Origin of the sequence: Halomonas sp. 111 (assembly GCF_052379685.1) — a bacterium.
Lineage (GTDB): Bacteria > Pseudomonadota > Gammaproteobacteria > Pseudomonadales > Halomonadaceae > Vreelandella > Vreelandella citrativorans.
In genome coordinates, this window is sequence record NZ_JBQSYV010000014.1 from 102,064 (window position 1) to 120,858 (window position 18,795).

The 18,795-nt window shown below is 53.1% G+C and carries 19 protein-coding genes; 5 read left to right on the plus strand and 14 right to left on the minus strand.

The window, feature by feature from the left end; genetic code table 11:
- Positions 1-91 precede the first annotated feature (91 nt).
- The 13 genes from ACT3T7_RS12000 to fliS all read right to left on the minus strand — a co-directional run bounded on the left by ACT3T7_RS12000 (position 92) and on the right by fliS (position 12,557).
- Complete coding sequence (locus ACT3T7_RS12000) at positions 92-958, minus strand: CheR family methyltransferase (RefSeq protein ID WP_087109048.1); 867 nt, start codon at positions 956-958, stop codon at positions 92-94.
- Entirely contained in the window at positions 955-3,123 is a 2,169-nt protein-coding gene (locus ACT3T7_RS12005) for a methyl-accepting chemotaxis protein (protein WP_444631162.1), read from the minus strand. The genes ACT3T7_RS12000 and ACT3T7_RS12005 overlap by 4 nt, the downstream gene beginning before the upstream one ends.
- Before the next feature lie 53 nt (positions 3,124-3,176).
- Entirely contained in the window at positions 3,177-4,466 is a 1,290-nt protein-coding gene (locus ACT3T7_RS12010) for a methyl-accepting chemotaxis protein (RefSeq protein WP_444631169.1), read from the minus strand.
- A 130-nt stretch (positions 4,467-4,596) separates the two neighbouring features.
- Entirely contained in the window at positions 4,597-5,097 is a 501-nt protein-coding gene (gene cheW, locus ACT3T7_RS12015; protein ID WP_087109052.1) for a chemotaxis protein CheW, read from the minus strand.
- On the minus strand, positions 5,094-7,175 hold the full coding sequence (cheA, locus tag ACT3T7_RS12020; RefSeq protein ID WP_444631163.1) for a chemotaxis protein CheA: 2,082 nt from the start codon (positions 7,173-7,175) through the stop codon (positions 5,094-5,096). The genes cheW and cheA overlap by 4 nt, the downstream gene beginning before the upstream one ends.
- Positions 7,176-7,218: 43 nt before the next feature.
- The gene (motB, locus tag ACT3T7_RS12025) at positions 7,219-8,142 is read right to left on the minus strand and encodes a flagellar motor protein MotB (RefSeq protein ID WP_087109056.1); all 924 of its coding nucleotides are present in this window, start codon (positions 8,140-8,142) and stop codon (positions 7,219-7,221) included.
- Complete coding sequence (motA, locus tag ACT3T7_RS12030) at positions 8,139-9,008, minus strand: flagellar motor stator protein MotA (protein ID WP_193056592.1); 870 nt, start codon at positions 9,006-9,008, stop codon at positions 8,139-8,141. The genes motB and motA overlap by 4 nt, the downstream gene beginning before the upstream one ends.
- A 191-nt stretch (positions 9,009-9,199) precedes the next feature.
- Complete coding sequence (gene flhC, locus ACT3T7_RS12035) at positions 9,200-9,757, minus strand: flagellar transcriptional regulator FlhC (RefSeq protein ID WP_193056593.1); 558 nt, start codon at positions 9,755-9,757, stop codon at positions 9,200-9,202.
- Positions 9,754-10,083, minus strand: a complete 330-nt coding sequence (gene flhD, locus ACT3T7_RS12040; protein ID WP_193056594.1) for a flagellar transcriptional regulator FlhD — start codon at positions 10,081-10,083, stop codon at positions 9,754-9,756. Before flhD ends, flhC begins: the two co-directional genes overlap by 4 nt.
- Positions 10,084-10,195: 112 nt before the next feature.
- The gene (locus ACT3T7_RS12045) at positions 10,196-10,480 is read right to left on the minus strand and encodes an EscU/YscU/HrcU family type III secretion system export apparatus switch protein (RefSeq protein ID WP_193056595.1); all 285 of its coding nucleotides are present in this window, start codon (positions 10,478-10,480) and stop codon (positions 10,196-10,198) included.
- Positions 10,464-11,732, minus strand: a complete 1,269-nt coding sequence (locus ACT3T7_RS12050) for a flagellar hook-length control protein FliK (protein ID WP_444631164.1) — start codon at positions 11,730-11,732, stop codon at positions 10,464-10,466. Before ACT3T7_RS12050 ends, ACT3T7_RS12045 begins: the two co-directional genes overlap by 17 nt.
- Positions 11,729-12,133 carry a flagellar protein FliT gene (gene fliT / locus ACT3T7_RS12055; protein WP_444631165.1) on the minus strand — a complete coding sequence of 135 codons (405 nt, stop codon included), beginning with the start codon at positions 12,131-12,133 and terminating at the stop codon, positions 11,729-11,731. The genes ACT3T7_RS12050 and fliT overlap by 4 nt, the downstream gene beginning before the upstream one ends.
- Positions 12,134-12,140: 7 nt before the next feature.
- Positions 12,141-12,557 (minus strand): flagellar export chaperone FliS, encoded by a 417-nt coding sequence (gene fliS / locus ACT3T7_RS12060; protein WP_087109068.1) that lies wholly within the window; start codon positions 12,555-12,557, stop codon positions 12,141-12,143.
- A gap of 328 nt (positions 12,558-12,885) precedes the next feature.
- On the opposite strand from fliS, the gene ACT3T7_RS12065 reads away from it, so the two are divergent.
- A complete protein-coding gene (locus ACT3T7_RS12065) occupies positions 12,886-13,260 on the plus strand; it encodes a flagellar protein FlaG (RefSeq protein WP_193053687.1) in 375 nt (124 codons plus the stop codon).
- 88 nt (positions 13,261-13,348) lie between these two features.
- On the opposite strand, the gene fliE is transcribed toward ACT3T7_RS12065, so the two are convergent.
- A complete protein-coding gene (fliE, locus tag ACT3T7_RS12070; RefSeq protein ID WP_087109075.1) occupies positions 13,349-13,678 on the minus strand; it encodes a flagellar hook-basal body complex protein FliE in 330 nt (109 codons plus the stop codon).
- Positions 13,679-13,933: 255 nt separating this feature from the next.
- Between fliE and fliF the strand changes: the two genes are divergently transcribed.
- From fliF to fliI, 4 genes are all read left to right on the plus strand, one after another.
- A complete protein-coding gene (gene fliF / locus ACT3T7_RS12075; RefSeq protein WP_444631166.1) occupies positions 13,934-15,706 on the plus strand; it encodes a flagellar basal-body MS-ring/collar protein FliF in 1,773 nt (590 codons plus the stop codon).
- The gene (fliG, locus tag ACT3T7_RS12080) at positions 15,699-16,706 is read left to right on the plus strand and encodes a flagellar motor switch protein FliG (protein ID WP_087109079.1); all 1,008 of its coding nucleotides are present in this window, start codon (positions 15,699-15,701) and stop codon (positions 16,704-16,706) included. Before fliF ends, fliG begins: the two co-directional genes overlap by 8 nt.
- Positions 16,699-17,457 carry a flagellar assembly protein FliH gene (gene fliH / locus ACT3T7_RS12085; RefSeq protein WP_087109081.1) on the plus strand — a complete coding sequence of 253 codons (759 nt, stop codon included), beginning with the start codon at positions 16,699-16,701 and terminating at the stop codon, positions 17,455-17,457. The genes fliG and fliH overlap by 8 nt, the downstream gene beginning before the upstream one ends.
- Before the next feature lie 11 nt (positions 17,458-17,468).
- On the plus strand, positions 17,469-18,795 hold a 1,327-nt coding region (gene fliI, locus ACT3T7_RS12090), incomplete at its 3' end, for a flagellar protein export ATPase FliI (RefSeq protein ID WP_444631167.1).

Consider the following 18,795-nt stretch of genomic DNA (forward strand, 5'->3'; position numbering starts at 1 on the left):
CACGCCTCCTTTGCAGTTAATGCCGGGTATGCTGCCTTTTTTGCACGGATAACCACGCATTAGGCGTATAAAAAACACGAAAATGGTTCCATTAAGCCCGCGTGTATACCGTCTGGCCCCGCAGCTTGAACGCATCACTAATATACGAAAAGTTTTCAGAGTGACCGGCAAACAGCAGGCCATCCGGCTTCATAAGGGGCGCAAACCGCTTAAGAATCTTTGCCTGCGTCTCTTTATCGAAATAGATCATGATATTTCGACAAAAAATGGCATCAAACGGGCCTTTAATCGGCCACTGTGTCGACAGCAGATTAAGAGGCATAAACTCAACCAGCTCGGAAACTTCCGGGCGCACACGAGCGAGCCCCTGTTGCTGCCCTGTACCCTTCTGAAAAAAGCGTTTCACACGGGCTTCATCTAACTTGCGCACCTGCTCTTGTGGATAAATACCGGCGCGCGCGCGGCTTAGGGCATCGGTATCGATATCGGTGGCAACGATTTTCGCCTGCGCCGCTTTGGGCCCCAGGGTTTCCAAAAGCGTCATGGCCAGTGAATAGGGCTCTTCACCCGTTGAAGCGGCCGAACACCAAATAGTGACCGGGCTCTGCTTATGGCGAAGATGCTCTGCCAATAGGGGAAAATGGTGCGCCTCGCGAAAAAACGCGGTCAGATTAGTGGTCAGCGCATTGGTAAACGCCTCCCACTCTTTTGCATCAGGCTGACGCTCCAGGCGCAATAAGTAATCGCTAAAACGTGTCAAACCATGATGTCGAAGGCGCTTGGCTAACCGGCTATAAACCATCTCGCGTTTATGCTCGGCCAACACGATGCCAGCACGCTGGTAAATAAGCTCTCGTATTCGTAAGAAATCCGCATCCGTGAGCATCAGATCTCGTTCAATCTGATGACTAGACGCCCACTGATTGGCGTCGACACCTGGTTCGCGTTGTTCGCTCAAAATTCTTCCCATTCCTCTACAGGTGTCGCTTGTCGCTGCACAGCAGGCGCGGCTACTTTGTTGCGCGCTGTGGGGCTGGCAAGCGTTGTTGCTTGTTTAGCAGGTAACGTGTTCGCCAAGGCAACAGGGCGTTCTGGGCTCTTCTGGTTAAGCCGAACGGCTTCAACCGATAACGCCAGCAGGCTTGCTTGTTGCTCTAACGCGGCAGCCGCGCGGGCGGTCTCTTGGACTCGAACAGCATTTTGCTGCGTTGCTTGATCCATTTCGGCGACTGCCTGGTTTACCTCCGCAATACCACTGCTTTGCTCTTCAGACGCTGCCGAAATTTCGTGCATGATATTGGTAATACTGCGTGCCGCCTCAGCGACCTCACTGATCGCGGTTTCTGCTTTTTCAACCAGCCCAGCGCCCGCATTGACTTCCTTGTTAGAACCGTCAATCAACCCTCGAATTTCCTGGGCAGCACCGGCGCTTCGTCCGGCTAAATTACGCACTTCTTCGGCCACCACGGCAAAGCCACGCCCATGTTCGCCGGCGCGCGCCGCCTCCACCGAGGCATTCAGCGCCAGGATGTTGGTTTGGAAAGCTATCGAGTCGATGGTGTTGATGATATCGGCCATCTTTTGAGAGCTTTGGGTAATGCGTTGCATATTGTCTACCAACTGCGTCATTAGCTCACCCGTTTGAGAAACCCGAGTAGAGTTATTATCGGCGAGTCGGCGGGCTTCTTGAGCGTTGTCGCTATTCTGGCGTACGGTGGCCGTCATCTCCTCCATGCTGGAGGCCGTTTGCTGTAGCGAAGCAGCCTGTTGCTCGGTACGTGAAGAGAGCGCTTCATTACCTGTTGCAATATCTTGTGCGGCAGGCGTTACGATATCTATCCCGCCTTTTACGTCGCCAATAATGCTGCTTAAGCTTTTACGCATGGCATTAAGCCCATCAAGTAGCTGGCCCACTTCATCATGCTGACGCTTGGGCGCGGAAGCCGCCAGGTTACCGCCCGCGATTTGCAGCGTAAAACGTGACGCGCCCTTTAGGGGACGTATAATTGCGCGGAAGGTTAACCAACCAATCGCTATCAGCAGCGCCAACCCAACCCCCAGCACCACCGCTTGCGTTGCGATAATGGTGTTTTGCGCGTGCTGGGCATCAACCGCCATTTGTTCAGCCGCTTGCTGTTTTTGCTCAATGAGCTGATTCACGCTTTCAGAAAGTGCCCGCCCCTCATCAGACATGACGCTGATGACGGCGTCCAGCCCAGTAAACGCTTGGTAGGTCTCTTCGGCTTGCAGCACACGGGCCGCCTGACCCATTCCCTCCTCAAGAAAGGCCTGAAGTTGATCGTTAAACGCACTGGCAAGCGGCGTGTTATTGACCGCACGGGTGTAATAGCCCTGCCATACGGTGGCTACTTCTTCAGCACGCTGCTCAATGGTTTCACCTATTTCAAAACGCTGATTGATCAACTCCATACGCTCTGGTTCAATCATTCCCTGGCGCGTATTGGCGATCATTTGGTCAATTTGTTGCAGCCTGACGACGTCGCGCAAACCATCGCTATTAAGCCTCTCAAGCCGCTCACTTGACGCGTTAAGACCGTAAAGACCCAAGCCCCCGCTAATCAACAGCAACGCCGCAGCGACCACAATCATGCCAACCAGTTTGGCGCGGATGGTATTCAACTGAATCCTTTTCAGCCACTGGCCGACACCACGCTGTCGCAGACGCCCTTTGTCCAGGTAGAGATGCTTGTTACGTCCTTCCCGTATCTCAGCATAAGCCTGTTCAGCACGCTTTATGGCCTCACGTGAGGCTTGAACGCGCACCGAGGCGTAACCAACAACCTGTTCGTCTTCAATAATTGGCGTTACGCTGGCGTCCACCCAGTAGTGATCACCATTTTTACAGCGATTTTTAACCAACCCACGCCAGGTATCTCCGCCCTGTACGGTTTGCCAAAAATTCTCAAACGCGGCAGGCGGCATATCCGGATGGCGAACCAGGTTATGCGGAGCACCTATCAACTCGTCATGCGTGTAGCCACTTATCTCAATAAATGCCGGGTTCGTGTACGTAATACGACCTTTTAAATCCGTACGAGAGACCAGAAAATCGTCTTCTTTTAGCTCGATTTCACACTGCGAAATGGGTTGGTTATTGCGCATTTAGGGGCCTTATTGTTCAGTTCTTAAACTATCGTTGTTTATAGCGTTTGCTATTAAAATGCTTCCCAGGCTTCTGTTTCCACCTTTCTTGAAGCAGTGCCGATAGAAAGAGGCTTGGAAGTGACGGACGCGACAGGCCCCGCCGTGGATGAGGCGGATACAGGCGTTGGGTTATGAGCAACCTGAAAACGCTCAACGGTATTTCTTAACCGCGCCGCTTCATCTTCAAGCTCATTGGCGTTATGAGCGGCATGCTGAACAAGCTGGGCATTTTGCTGAACCACTTGGTCCATTTGTGCAACCGCTTGATTAACCTGAGCAATACCGTTGCTCTGCTCTTCGGAGGCTGCAGCAATTTCATCCATGATATCGCTGACCCGCTGCACTGCATCAACCAGCGCTTGCATGGTCTCACCTGCCTGATTGACCCGCTGCGTGCCGGTCTCTACTTTACCCAGCGAGGTATCAATGAGCGTACGAATCTCCTTCGCCGCGTTAGCGCTGCGACTGGCCAGGCTACGCACTTCCTGAGCGACCACAGCAAACCCCTTGCCATGCTCACCCGCACGGGCAGCCTCTACCGATGCGTTAAGCGCCAGGATATTGGTTTGAAACGCAATATTATCAATCAACGTGATGATATCGGCCACTTGATGAGAGCTGGCATTGATATCCTGCATGGTTTCAACAATGCCGCTCACTTCTTCACCGCTTCGCCTCGCTGTTAACGTAGCATTTTGCGCAAGCTGGCTAGCCTGACGTGCGTTATCGGCATTGTGGCCCACCGTTGAGGCAAGCTGTTCCATACTGGAGGCGGTCTCTTCAAGCGAAGAGGCCTGCTGTTCAGTACGCGAGGAGAGGTCGTTATTACCGCTGGCAATCTGTTGAGAGCGCGCATAAATGGACGACCCACTGCCACGCACAACGCTCACTGTTTCTGATAAAGAAGCCTGCATATGCGCCATCGCAACGTATAACCGGCCTATTTCATTATTGCCCGGTACCGAGATCTGCTGGCTTAAATCGCCCTGAGCCATGCGTTCGAAATAGCCAACCAAACGATCCAGTGGCTTAAGTACATTGACCGTCACGCCCCAAATCACCACCACGACGGTCGTCACTGTAATCACCACAATGGCAATGAGCGCCCAGCGAATGCGGCCGGTAAAGTCCGAGAACTCAGCCTGTTGAACGTTGCCGTCACTGGCGGCCTGCATGATGGCTGCCCCATGCTGAAGGGCATAAAACCCGATGCCACAGGCCACAATCACCAGTAACGAAAAGGAAGCAAGCACCAGCCCCCAACTGAGCCGCACGGTCATGTTTCCCAACATCTGCCGCATTAGCTGTGTCACAATGTTTTCTCCAAACACAACGTCACTCGCAGGCGCATTCCTTGGCGCTAGAGGGGCCGTTCAACTCGGGAAGACACGTTCCGTGTGGCCTTTTTAGTACAAAGTAGCGGCAGTCGCCTTAACGATTACTGGTGCTGTCCACCAATGCCATCTCTTCACTGGTAAGTAGCTTATCGATATCGACAAGTACCAGCATGCGGTCATCCAGGCTGCCAAGACCGCTCAGGAAATCAGAAGACAGGGTGACACCAAATTCAGGCGCCGGTTTAATTTGCTCAGGGTTTAACGTCATGACGTCAGAAACGCCGTCGACCACGATACCCACGACGCGATCGGCGACGTTAACCACAATCACCACGGTCTGGCCGCCGTACTCCACGTTTTCAAGATGGAATTTGATGCGCAGATCAACAATCGGCACAATCACGCCGCGTAGATTGGTAACCCCTTTAATAAAGTCAGGCGCGTTGGCAATACGCGTTACATTTTCGTAACCGCGAATCTCCTGCACCTTCAAAATATCAATGGCGTACTCTTCTTCGCCTAATGAAAATACTAAAAACTCACGGTTTTCAGCTTCATCCGCGGCGAGAACCGCCTCATTATTTGCTTGACTCATGACGGCTCAGCCTCCTTATAAAAAGAGATAGGTTGATTATTAATCACTTTGCTCGCTTCTTTCTTGACCCTGCTCAAGCGATGCAGTCCTGTGATATCCAAAATTAGCGCTACGCTGCCATCCCCCAGGATGGTTGCCGCCGAAATCCCCGGCACCTTGCGGTAATTGTCTTCAAGGTTTTTCACCACTACCTGCTGCTGTCCAACCAGCTCATCAACCAGCATGGCATAACGACGTCCTTCGCCCTGCACGATCACCGCGATACTCTGGGTAGGATCCGTAATGGCGTTTTCCACATCCAGAACTTCATGAACCGCAATAACAGGCAGATACTCGTCGCGTACCTTTAAGACAACGTCGTCTCCGGCCATCGCGTACATCTCGCCTTTGGTTGGCTGTAACGATTCAAGCACGGTAGAAAGCGGCAGAATAAACGTCTCCCCACCGACCTTAATCGACATGCCATCCAGTATCGCAAGCGTTAACGGCAGCACGATCCGCGTGTTGGTGCCTTCGCCTTTTTTGGACTGGATCTCAACACGACCGCCCATTCCCTGAATATTACGTTTAACCACATCCATACCCACACCACGCCCCGAGACGTCGGTCACGGCCTCAGCGGTTGAAAAGCCTGGCGCAAAAATAAGTTGGTAAACGTCTTCGTCGCTCATGGTGTCAGAGACGCTAAGGCCATTTTCACGTGCCTTGGCTAGCAGTCGCTCACGATCCATTCCGGCGCCATCATCGCGCACCTCAATCAGGATGTTACCGCCCTGATGGCGAGCAGAAAGTACGAGCTTGCCAATACGGGGCTTGCCAAGCGCTTCGCGCTTATCCGGCATTTCAATGCCGTGATCAAGGCTATTACGCACCAGGTGAGTTAAGGGATCGGTAATCCGCTCAACCAGACTCTTGTCAAGCTCCGTGGACTTACCCTCGGTCACAAGCTCTATCTCTTTACCCAGCTTGCCCGCGGTATCGCGAACAACACGCGGAAAACGGCTAAACACGAATTCCATGGGAATCATGCGGATCGACATGACCGCTTCTTGCAAGTCTCGGGCATTACGCTGCAAAAGGCTCATGCCATTTTGAAGCGAGCTGTTGCCCACCGACTGATCGTCCAAATCGCTAACCGTTTGATCAAGCATCGACTGGGTAATGATTAGCTCGCCCACCAGATTGATAATCTGGTCGACTTTATCCACCGAAACGCGAATGGAAGAGGACTCGGCGGCCGCCTTTTTCGACTTAGCACTGCTATCGGGCGTCTTTTTGGCCTCTGCAGGTGGGCGCGCAGCTTCTGGTGCAGGCGTTGTAGGCTCCGGTGTTACTGGAGCAGGAGCAGGCGGCGGCGTGCTTTTAGCCTCCTCTTGTGCAGTTGCAGGGGCACCACTCGCTACACGAATCTCAATCTGCTCTGGTTCAATGATGAAACACATGACGGCTTCAATATCGTCAGCGCTGACATCGCCACTCAGTATGACTTCGTAACATTTCTCATCGCCAGACTGCGACTGAACATCGCCCAGCTGCTCAAGCTCTTCAACCAGCAACGTACGCTCTTTTTCAACCACATTAAGCAGGGCGACAATCAGCTGGTTTTGACCGGCTGAGGCTTTCGCTGGTTCTTCAGCCTGGACGACCGGTGCAGGTGCCGCTGCCTCCACCGGCGCATCCAATGTTTGACCAATTTCTTCCAGAGCTATCTGCTGTAATACTTGGCAAATTCTTTCGTACGCCTCTTGATTGGGCGCTTCCTCGTTGCGATAGGCATCGAGTTGCTCATGCATGATGTCTTTAGCCTCTAAAAAGGTATCCACGAGCTCAGCACGCAGTACAAGCTCCCCTTTACGTGCATGATCCAGCAGATTTTCGAGTATATGCGTTGTCTTTTGTAGCACGCTAAAGCCGAAGGTACCTGCTCCACCTTTGATCGAGTGCGCCGCGCGGAAAATAGCGTTTAGCTGCTCAACGTCGGGATTATCGACATTAAGCTCCAGCAAGTGCTGCTCCATATCAGCAAGCAACTCTTCAGCCTCTTCAAAAAAGGTGTCAAAAAAATCCGCTATATCCATGCACCACTCCACTCTAACGTCATATTTTTGTCACAAGCCAACGCTAATCCGACGCATTTGTCGGCAGGGGCTCTTGCGTTAAGTCTTCGACCAGGTCATCCGCAGAAGCAGGCAGCGTGGCATCAGAACTCATCGTTCCCGGGTTGCGAATCGCCTCTGCGATTTCGGGTAGCAAGACGACAAGTTCAATACGGCGATTAACCGGATCCCGAGGATCCGTATCGGGTAACACGACACGGTTAGCAAAGCCTGATACGCGCAGCAGTTGATCAGGATCAAGCCCCCCGGTTACCAGCTCGCGGCGTGAGGCATTGGCACGATCATTAGAGAGTTCCCAGTTGCTATAACCCCGATATCCTCCGGCATAGGGCACGTTATCGGTATGTCCACTAATACTAAGATCGTTAGGCAATTCGTTAAGCAACGGCGCAATAGTACGCAGTAAATTGCGCATATACGGGGCTACCTGATCACTGCCCAACTCAAACATTGGGCGTTGCTCGGTATCCAGCAATTGGATACGAAGCCCTTCACGGGTTAAATCAAAGCGCATTTGCCTGCGTAGCTGACGCAGCTCGGGGTCTGCCTCAATTGCGCGTTCGATGCGCTCCTGTAGATCGGTGAAGAAACGTCGCTCCTGCATGCTTGGCCGGGTCTGCTGCATGGTATCGATGCGCGCTCTTTCACCATCACTGTGTGTCGGGTCCGGGCCACCGCCAGGAATAACCCTGGTACTGCCTGATTGATCACCACCAGTGATCGCCGTCACCAGTGGCGTACTGAAATATTCTGCCACGCCGCGCCGCGTTTCTTCACTGGAGACACTTAAAATCCACATTACCAGGAACAGCGCCATCAGCGCGGTCATGAAATCCGCTAGAGCAATTTTCCAGGCGCCGCCGTGATGCGCATGCACCACCTTTTTACGCCGGATAATAATCGGGCGCTTTTCACCGCCCTTACTCATGCAGTACCGCCCTTCCTGGCATTTTTCACATACTCTTCAAGCTCGAAAAAAGTTGGACGCTCGGCGGTATACAGCGCTTTACGGCCAAACTCAACGGCCAGCTGAGGTGCGTAGCCGTGCAAACTTGCCAATAATGTTATCCGAATGCATTGCATCATCTTTTCTGCTTCCTGGGCTTGCCGACCGGCGAAGCTGGCAATGGGGTTAATAAAGCCGTAACCCAACAAAATACCCAGGAAGGTTCCCACCAGCGCGTGGGCAATCATTTCACCCATCTGTTGCGCAGTGGCATCCGCATAGGTCAATGCCTTGATGACCCCCATTACTGCCGCCACGATGCCGAAGGCGGGCATGGCATCGCCCACTTTTGCAATCGCATCGACGGGGACATGAGCCTCTTGTTCAAATACTTCGATTTCGTGCAGCATCAGCTCATCAATTTCCATAGGCTCCATGCCGCCACTCACCATCAAGCGCAGATAGTCCGTCAAGAACGTCATGACATGCGGATCAGCTAATACAGTAGGATGCTCTTGAAACAGGGGACTTTCTTGAGGGTTGTCAATATCTCGCTCTATGCCCAGCATTCCTTCACGGCGGATTTTTGACAATAGCTTGTACTGCATTGCCATCACTTCCATGTAAAATGCTTTGTTATATTTTTTTGCTCCCCTGAGTCTGGGCAGTAGTTTGAAGGTGGCTTTAATCGCTTTGATGTTGTTGGCAGCGATAAATGAGCCAACACCAGCACCACCGATAATGACTAGCTCAAGTGGTTGGTACAGAGGGCCTAGACTGCCACCTGCCAACACATAGCCACCAAATACACATAACAAAACGACTACATAGCCTAAAAGTATCAGCACAAGCAGGGTCCTTGCGGTGTTTCAGTATTAAGTAGGGAACCAAAACTTAGCCATCTGTTCGGATGGTTGAGTGGCGTTCCGGCTCAAGTACAAATTAGCTTTATCATACCAGGGCTAATGTACAGTCTAATTAAAAAGTAACGCCGCCTTTTAACGCTATCTATTCGTTAAAGGCGCATTTGATAATTCTTTTACCCTTCACTGATGCCGTGGCTATCTTCCTTGGCTTGCTGCGCCTTACGGGTTTTACCTGCCCGCGATGGCGGCTGACAAATACCACAGATATAGTCGTGGGCCGGGCTATGGGCATGAGCCACAAACTGCCCACCACAGCGGGTACAACGGCTAAACTCAAGCAGGTCGCTTTCAAAAAAGCGCACTAACGTCCAGGCACGCGTCAAACCCAATACGGGCTCGGCGCCCTCTAGCATCATCTGCTCGTTGTAAAGTCGATAGGCTTTTACAAACGCTTCGATTCTCTCGCAGCAGGTGTCTCGCAGCAGACTGGCGTAGATATTGTAAAAAAGCGATGAATGAACATTGGGCAGCCAGGTAATAAACCAGTCGGTCGAAAACGGCAGCATGCCCTTGGGCGGCGACATCCCACAGACTTCTTTATAAAGCTTGATTAGGCGCGTACGGCTTAATTCGGTTTCCGTTTCCAACACCTGCAAGCGTGCGCCCAGCTCAATCAGCTCAATTGCCAGCTGCACTTGGTGCATTTCATCCACCAGGCTTTTCTGGGTCACCCCTTATCTCCTGATAATGACTCAAATGTATCGCCAGCTAACAGCAGCGAAGCGTGTAGACCGGCGAGTCCCTGATCGCGCGGATTCTCAGTGATCTGGCGTAACCGCTGAGCACTCGTCTGGCTGAATCGACATATCAGCTGGTTAGTACGCGCCAACTTCGTCAACTGGCGAGCACTCAGCGAAGACAGCAGTTCAGCGACGTCATTATCTATTTTCAAACGAAATAGTGCTGTCTCGCGGTCTTCACTTAACAGGCGCTGCGCGAGAAGCAAATAGGCTAAATTTATTTCTTCAATTTCATCGAGATAATTGGTGTGACTCATAATGTTCCATCAAATGACACAGGCGCAATCTTGTAACCGTTATGCGGACGCCTTGATGACTTTTCTGCCCCTTCGCCATGGTTGCACACTATCTATATATTGGCTACTTGGCTCAATCATGGCGTTTTAGGCCTTCGTCTGACAGTTCAAATACCCACACCAGCAGCTCTGCCACTACTTGATAGAGGCGCGGAGGAATCTCTGCGTCTAAATCCAGCTGCATTAAAAGTGCTACGATCTCAGGTGCATCATGCACATAAATCCCTTGCCGGTGAGCTTCCGCCATAATGCGCTCGGCAAGCTCGCCGTACCCCTTTGCGACAACACGTGGCGCACGTTCATTTTCCTGGTAAGCAAGCGCAACCGCCTGGCGACTACGCTCATTCGGCAAGGACATCACTACTCTCCTGCGGCATATACCGCGCGCGCACCTGCGCTTTGTCCAAATCCAGCGCATTCAAACGCTGCTCTAAAGCAGGGATACCTTGCTCCAGGTACTGATGCGTGGCTTTATCGGCCGTTGTTAAATCAATACTTAACACCGCTCGATAAAACCACAATGAGACGCTAAATGCCCCTAAATTAGGCACGTCCAACTGCATCTCAGAGCGCCATCCATCCTCCTCCTTATTATTATCACCCTCACCGTCCCCCTCTTTTTCTTGATCAGGTAGATGGATCACGAGCGCCATAAAAATGCCTGCCCAAACGTCACCCTCCCAACGAACCACTGGCATGACCAGCATGTCCAACTGCTGACGTACGATACTTTGCAAACTTTCATGGACGACTTCGCGGTGCCCACGATTGCTGAGAGCTTCCATGCCGCGCTCATAGGCCATGGCATCACGCGTTAATCTGGCATTATCCTCCATACCGGGCGGCGCACTTTGCATAAAAGCTGCTGTATTCGGCATTGGGGCTGCACGCGTGGCGGCAGTCTGATCATTGGATACATACTGCAAAGCGCTGCCGGGCACTATTGCTTTGGTTAAAGGCGACTCGGAAAAAGAAGCCTTTAATAAAAACGGTACATTAGGCGATAACGGCTCGGCGGGCTGTAACGGAGCATGGAGCTGCAGCGGCGCACCTGGCTGTAGCGCAACGCCTGAGGGCAGTGCGAGCGGGCGTGGGCCGGGCTGCATTTGCGGCTCTCGTAGCAGTTGCTGACGTGCCATATCGCCTTGAAACCAACGCTTTAAATGGGACTCATAAAACAGCCCGCTATCGCGTATGCTGGACTCCAAACGTTCCGCGACTACCGTCGCCGCTGGCGCCTCTTGCACAGCCAACAAGGGCGCGGGTGGCCGAATGACGGCAGGTGGCGCAGGGAAGCGCAGTAACACATCCGCAATACTGCGCGCTGCTGGACTAAAATGGGTCTGTGTTGACCCCGGCGGCGCACCCTGCGCATCACCTCGCGCCAACAGCCTGTCACCGTTAAGTGACCCCGGCGCGCGCTTTAAATCATTCAGCAATGCCGGTTCAGTACGCCCATCAAGGCGTGAATCGCCCTGTAGAGCGCGCGGCCCCTCACCAGGAGGTATCGGCTTAACAGGTTCGCTCAACGCATGCTTTAACGACACTTCCCCCTGCCGGCCCAGCACTTGATGCATAAGCGTATCAATCAACGGTGTGATACCACTCACTTGGCCGCTTCTCCATCGCCAGAACCCAAGGCACTAAAAGAAGCGCCCTGCTGGGGTGCGTAGGCACGATGAAGATCTCGCTGACGCTGAGAAACACCAATTAGCTTGCCTAACTCATCTCGCCTTGCCATCAAACGGCGCCGAATTTCCACGTCATGTTCTAAAATGCGCTCAAGTAACTCAGCCTTACGCTGCCTGGCGGGATCATCCAGCACCACCACGCTATCGAGCTTGCGCACATCCTCGACCAGCAAGACATAATGGGTGCGCTGCTCAATCAGTTCTGCCCACTGCTCGGCGCTGGCCAGCTCATGCATTTGAGTAACATGAACCAGCAGCCCCTCATACGCATCTAACAGTACGTGCGGTGCGTGATCGTGGGCGTTTATGGAAGCTGCCATGAGGGCCTCATACGCTTTGCTGTTGTCCAATTTCACGCCATGCAGAGGCAATATTTTCAAGCAGTTGCTCCGCTTGGTTTAAGCTTTCCTCGTCATTTCGCAAATTGGCGGTGAGTAATAAGCGAGCGATGTAGTCATAAAGTGACGCCAATCGCTCAGCAATATCGCCACCTTTTTCTTGGTCAAGGGCGGCGCCAAGGCCGTTATTGATAATATCCAACGCTTTGGATATTGCTTTGCCTTTCTCACTCGTGTTGCCGCTTTGCATGTGGATACGCGCAGCACGAATAGATGTTTGCGCTCCCTCAAACAACAAGACAATAAGCCTATGCGGATCAGCTGACATCACGCCACTTTCGACACCAACGCGCGCATAAGCGTTAGCACCTCTTCCGTAGGCAGCACTGCCGCGAGAGTATGTCACTAGCTTGAACTCCTAATTGATACCGGTTACTGGTCAGACAACACGGTAGCCGCCGCCCGCCTTTTCTCATTTAATACGAGCACACCATGCTCATCTATAAAATGATATCGGCGCAATGGCGCCAGACTTTAATGGCGCAGCCAACTTTCTTTGCAACAAAAAGAATACCTGACCAACCCATTATAAAGTTTGTGGCGTATCAGCCGATAATAGTAAGGAGGCTCAGCTATAGAGGCAGGGCTGATGCTTTATCCAAACCGACTTATCCATGGGTTGTTACTACTGAATCACTACTATTTAGCCCTTATCTTTACAAGGAACGGCTGTCATGACATCACCGCTAACGGATACCATAACAACACTATCAGCCACACCCCGCCTAACGCCGCAACAACGCCTGGACAGCACGCTTGCCCAGCTGTCAATGACAGACAATAGCGGCGCTCAAACTGGCTCAGGAGCTGTCTCAGGAACTACCGCCGTAACAAAAGGCGAGCTGATTGAACCCATCCAGCGCATTAACGCGGCGATGCAAGCGCATGGAATAGAGTTCGATGTTAGCGATGAGTCATCACGTATTGTGACACGCGTTATTGACCGGGAGTCTGGGGATGTCATTCGCCAGATCCCTTCAGAAGAAGTGCTGGCCATTGCTGAGCGCCTAGAAGAAATGCAAGGACGCCTTATTTCACTGGAGGTATAAAGACTCGGCAAAGCCTTCTTCAAACAAGCGCCAGCTAACGCAACACTTACTTATTTCTGGCGCCTTGTTTGAAGGAAGCTTCAAGCCACTACACTTGCATATTCATTACGTCGCGATACGCAGTCACCACACGGTTACGCACTTGGAGCCCCATCTGGAAGGCAACGCTCGCTTTTTGCATATCCACCATAACGTCGTTCAGCTCAACGTTCGGCTCTCCTGCCTGAAACGCCATGGCTTTTGCATCAGCCGCTTTTTGAAGACGATTAATACGCTGAATTGATGCCTGTAGCTCGCTACCAAAACCGCCCTGCCCTACTGCCGTCGAGACATGCTCACCTTTTAACGGTTGCGCTGCCGCTTGCGTCGCGAGCCCTTGCATTTGTTGAAGCGCTGCTTGTATTGCCGGCGTACTCATACATAAGCCTCATCAGCTTTAAATAAAGTAATGGGCAAAGCCTAACACTGCTGTCGCTGCGCTCATACGTACAATTGCGCACTAAAAGCCAAGCTTTTCGTTCATTTATGCTCGACACACCTCGGGATAATGGCGCCCATCACAATTCCGCCTTTTCCTCCAGGCGGATAACCGCGATTGACGGATATAGCCTATGCCTTCTTTGGTGATGCGCCTGGGCCGGCATCTGTTTTGCTTACCCCTTTGGAGGGATGCATGAGTGAAACCGGTGCAACGGCAGGCCGTCAAAACAGCACGACACAAAGCACTCTCCGCAATGGTCCAACAGACAGCGATGTAAAAAGCAGTCCTATGGTTGAGCGCCTGTTAAAACAGTTACGTGGTAGCCCGCTGGTAGTGCTGCTAATTGCAGGAGCAGCCTCTATTGCTCTTGTCGCCGCACTGTTCATGTGGGCAAGCAGCCCCGAGTACCGCGTTTTATACAGCAATCTTACCGAGGCGGATGGTGGTCAAATTATTGCAGAGCTTGATAGCCGCTCCGTGCCCTATCAGTTTAGCCAAGGCGGCCAAGCTCTGCTGGTACCAAGTGATCAGATATATACACTGAGGTTGCAGCTTGCCGAGCAAGGGCTGCCTCGGGGCGGCAATCTCGGCCTTGAGTTAATGGATACCCAGGCGTTTGGTATTAGTCAGTTTGCTGAACAGGTTAATTACCAGCGCGGCCTGGAGGGTGAGCTGGCCCGCTCAATTGAGTCGCTAGGGCCTGTTGAGCGGGCTCGCGTTCACCTTTCGCTGGCCAAGCCATCCGTGTTTATTCGTGACCGCGAACCGGCCAAGGCCTCCGTTATATTGACGCTGCTACCCGGCCGCGTGCTGGGCGAGGGGCAGGTAAGCGCCATTATCCATATGGTATCCAGCAGTGTTCCCGAGCTTGCCGCAGAGGATGTCACGGTTGTTGATCAAAATGGCCGCCTTCTGTCAGCTAATTCCTCGAAAGGTAATGATCTTGACGGCTCCCAGCTTGAGTATATCGCGGAAGTAGAGCGCTCTTATCAGCAGCGCATCGAGCATATTCTTACGCCTATCCTGGGCCAGGCCAATGTGCGCGCTCAGGTCGCCGCACAAATCGACTTCTCAAGCCGAGAACAAACCTCCGAGCGCTATGGCCCGAACCAGCCGCCCAATGAAGCGGCCGTACGCAGCCGCCAGTTGAGCCTCTCCTTTGACGGTGACGACCCCTTGGCAAGCGGCATTCCTGGGGCACTCAGCAATACGCCGCCCGGCACAGCCCCTTCTCCCATTAACCAGCCAGAAGGTGCAGAGGGTGACGAGGAAGAAGCTGATGACGTTCCGCCTGAAGCACTGCGTAGTCTGCGTCAGGAAGATGTGGTCAATTATGAAGTCGACCGCAGCGTTGAGCATGTACAGCATCGGCTGGGGCAAATTCAGCGGCTTTCTGCGGCCGTCGTAGTTAATTACCGCGACACCGTTAATGCCGAAGGTGAACTTGAGCGCGTCGCGCTAACGGACATTGAGGTTGCCCAAATCGAGCGCCTGGTACGCCAGGCAATGGGCTTCTCTGAAGTGCGCGGGGATCAAATTGAAGTGGTGAATTCACCCTTTGCCGATACCCGCGAGGATGCGGCTGAAACCGATTGGTGGAAAGACCCCGGCACACTCGCGATTGCCAGCACCCTGGGGCGCTATCTGCTTGTCGCGCTTGCTGCCTTATTGCTTTATCTACTTATTTTACGTCCCTTGATCAAGCGTTATACGCAGACACCCGCTGTGGCGCCGGTCCTTCCAGGACAAACGCTTGCGACCAGCGTGGGTGGCGATGTGGAAGACGAGGCTGGGGCTGAGGGTGAAGCGCTTGATGAGGAAGGCAACACCTATAGCAATAAGCCCAAGCGAAACCGCAAAACGTCGCTATACGAACACAATCTTAATGACCTGCGTGACATGGCACAGGATGACCCACGCATGATCGCCATGATTATTCGCAGCTGGATGAATGCCAATGAGTAGCGAACTAGCCGACATGAGCGGCGCTCGCAAAAGCGCCATTCTTCTGCTCGCTCTTGATGAAGACAGCGCGGCAGAGGTGTTCAAGTACCTAAGCGCCAGCGAAGTACAAGATATCAGTATGGAAATGGCGCGCCTAAATCAAGTATCCCACGAGGATATGAAGGCCGTACTTGAAGCGTTCCACAAAGAGACAGAAGAGTTTGTCGCGCTCAATCTTAACTCCAGCGAACATATCCGTTCTGTGCTCACCAAGGCATTGGGTAGCGAACGCGCGACCAGCCTGATTGAAGATATCATGGAGACAACCGGCGGCAACTCAGGTATTGATGCGCTCAACCTGATGGAAGCCACCATGGTTGCAGAGCTGATCCGCGATGAGCATCCGCAGATTATCGCGACGGTTCTGGTTCACCTTGACCGCCATCAAGCGGCAGATATTCTTGAGCACTTTGAAGAAAAACTGCGTAACGATGTCGTCTTGCGGATCGCCACGTTTAGCGGTGTTCAGCCCGCCGCACTGCAGGAACTCACCGAAGTGCTCACCAGCATGCTGGATGGTCAGAACCTTAAGCGCAGCAAGATGGGCGGCGTGAGAACCGCAGCCGAAATCCTCAACCTGATGAACTCTTCTCAGGAAGAGACAGCCATCGAAACCGTTCGCGCGCACAACGAAGACCTGGCTCAAAAGATTATCGACGAAATGTTTCTGTTCGAAAATCTGCTCGACCTGGACAACCGCGCTATCCAAATGGTGCTTCAGGAAGTCGAAACCAATTCGCTGGTGGTGGCGCTCAAAGGTGCACAGGATGCATTGGTCGACAAGTTCTTGCGCAACATGTCCCAGCGCGCCTCAGAGCTCGTTCGCGAAGACATGGAAGCACGCGGACCCATTCGTGTTTCACAAGTTGAAACGGAGCAAAAAGCCATTCTACAAGTGGTGCGCCGCTTAGCCGATTCAGGTGAGATCGTGCTGGCCGGAGGAGATGACGAATATGTCTAATTCGTCGTCTCCTGAGTTTGACCGTCATCGTAGCTGGCAACGCTGGCAAATGGATGAGCTTGTCCCGCAACACAAAGAGGCCAACCAGGCGCCTGCGGTGCCGTCTGCGCACCAGCGCAAAGTGCTGGCTGCACAAAAAGCAGCCGAACAGGCACATCAGCGCGAACAGCAGGAGCGCGAGGAGCTTTATGAACGTCTTCGCCAGGAGGCTGAAGAGGCGGGCTATCAGGCCGGGTTACAACAGGGTCATGAAGAAGGGTTAGCAAAAGGTCTGGAAGAGGGTCGCGCCCAGGCAAAAGAAGAGCTCCAGGAACAGATTCATCAAGCGGTTACGCCCTTGCATACGTTGGCTAAACAGTTTGCAGATGCCTTGGAGCGTATTGATGAAATCGTTGCTCACGATCTTGTGGCGCTGTCATTGGCGACAGGCAAGCAGTTAGCTGGGGAAGCCCTGCAAGAAACACCCGAACAAATTCTGAATATTGTCCGTGAGCTTCTACATACGGAGCCACCGCTGGTTGGGCAGCAGCGTCTGTGGCTAAACCCTGAAGACCATACTCTGGTAGAAACTCACCTAGGTAATGAGCTTAGCGCCGCTAACTGGAAATTACAGCCTGACGACCAGTTGGCGCGAGGTGGCTGTCGCGTCACCAGCGCTCAAGGTGAATTAGATGCCACCTTTGAAAGCCGCTGGCAGGCGATCCAGTCCCAGGCCCGTAAGCGTCATTTACCCCATACTACGTCTTCATAGGCGGACCGCGCATGTCTGACTCAACATGTCCTCATCAACACCGCTGGCATAAAGCAATACGCCGCACCACGCAGCGGATAAGCCGCTTACCGCACCAGCGCAGTAGCGGCCGCGTAACACGCGCAACCGGCATGGTGATTGAGGTCGTTGGGCTGCGCGTAGCCGTTGGCAGTGCCTGCCGTATAGAGCTTCCTGGCCCTGATGGGCGCCTTACCGACAGCGATAAACATGCAGAAGCCGAAGTGGTCGGCTTTGCGGGCGACAAACTCTTCCTTATGCCGCTGGAAGAAATTTCCGGGCTGATGCCTGGCGCCAGAGTCTCTCCACTTGGCGATGGAAGCGGGCACAGCGCGCGCCGCTTCCCCATCGGAGATGAATTATTGGGCCGCGTTTTAGACGGCAACGGCAACCCTTTGGATGATCGTGAAAGCGTTGAGGAGGTAACCCATGCAACGCTTAGCTCGGCGCCACTGAATCCGCTATCCCGCGCGCCGATTGAAGACCAGATTGATGTTGGCATTCGTGCCATCAACGCGCTTTTAAGTGTCGGTAGAGGCCAGCGAATGGGCCTGTTTGCAGGCTCCGGTGTCGGTAAATCGGTGCTACTGGGCATGATGGCTCGCTATACCCAGGCCGATGTTATCGTGGTGGGCTTAATTGGTGAACGTGGTCGAGAAGTACAAGACTTTATTGATCACATTCTAGGGCCGGAGGGCCGACGTCGCTCTGTAGTCGTCGCTGCGCCAGCCGACACCTCGCCGCTGCAGCGCCTCCAGGGGGCCGCTTATGCGACACGGCTGGCCGAAGGGTTTCGCGATGCTGGGCGCAATGTGTTGCTGATTATGGATTCGTTAACTCGTTATGCCATGGCCCAGCGTGAAATCGCCCTCGCCATTGGTGAGCCACCTGCAACCAAAGGGTATCCACCCTCCGTATTTGCCAAGCTACCAGGCCTTGTTGAACGGGCAGGCAATGCTGAGCGTGGCGGCGGATCCATTACCGCATTTTATACCGTGCTTACCGAAGGTGATGATCAGCAAGACCCGATTGCCGACTCTGCTCGAGCAATTCTGGATGGCCATATTGTGCTATCTCGCAGCCTTGCTGAAGCGGGCCACTACCCGGCTATTGATATTGAAGCCTCCATTAGCCGTGCGATGACGGCAATTGCCACACCGGAACAACTGCAGGAAGCCCGCGCTTTTAAGCAAATGTTTTCTCGCTATCAGCGTAATCGGGATTTGATTAGCGTCGGTGCTTATAGCCCAGGCCACGACGCAAGGCTTGACGAAGCGGTGAACCTTTTTCCCGCGCTTGAGCGCTTTCTTCAACAAAACA

What these genes read in the sequence shown, in the direction of transcription:
- ACT3T7_RS12045 (WP_193056595.1), bottom strand. Translation starts at nt 10,480, where the DNA reads ATGTCCTTGCCGAATGAGCGTAGTCGCCAGGCGGTTGCGCTTGCTTAC.
- cheW (WP_087109052.1), bottom strand. Translation starts at nt 5,097, where the DNA reads ATGAGTCAAGCAAATAATGAGGCGGTTCTCGCCGCGGATGAAGCTGAA.
- fliF (WP_444631166.1), top strand. Translation starts at nt 13,934, where the DNA reads ATGAGTGAAACCGGTGCAACGGCAGGCCGTCAAAACAGCACGACACAA.
- cheA (WP_444631163.1), bottom strand. Translation starts at nt 7,175, where the DNA reads ATGGATATAGCGGATTTTTTTGACACCTTTTTTGAAGAGGCTGAAGAG.
- motB (WP_087109056.1), bottom strand. Translation starts at nt 8,142, where the DNA reads ATGAGTAAGGGCGGTGAAAAGCGCCCGATTATTATCCGGCGTAAAAAG.
- fliT (WP_444631165.1), bottom strand. Translation starts at nt 12,133, where the DNA reads ATGGCAGCTTCCATAAACGCCCACGATCACGCACCGCACGTACTGTTA.
- ACT3T7_RS12005 (WP_444631162.1), bottom strand. Translation starts at nt 3,123, where the DNA reads ATGCGCAATAACCAACCCATTTCGCAGTGTGAAATCGAGCTAAAAGAA.
- flhD (WP_193056594.1), bottom strand. Translation starts at nt 10,083, where the DNA reads ATGAGTCACACCAATTATCTCGATGAAATTGAAGAAATAAATTTAGCC.
- fliH (WP_087109081.1), top strand. Translation starts at nt 16,699, where the DNA reads ATGTCTAATTCGTCGTCTCCTGAGTTTGACCGTCATCGTAGCTGGCAA.
- ACT3T7_RS12065 (WP_193053687.1), top strand. Translation starts at nt 12,886, where the DNA reads ATGACATCACCGCTAACGGATACCATAACAACACTATCAGCCACACCC.
- fliE (WP_087109075.1), bottom strand. Translation starts at nt 13,678, where the DNA reads ATGAGTACGCCGGCAATACAAGCAGCGCTTCAACAAATGCAAGGGCTC.
- fliG (WP_087109079.1), top strand. Translation starts at nt 15,699, where the DNA reads ATGAGTAGCGAACTAGCCGACATGAGCGGCGCTCGCAAAAGCGCCATT.
- ACT3T7_RS12010 (WP_444631169.1), bottom strand. Translation starts at nt 4,466, where the DNA reads ATGCGGCAGATGTTGGGAAACATGACCGTGCGGCTCAGTTGGGGGCTG.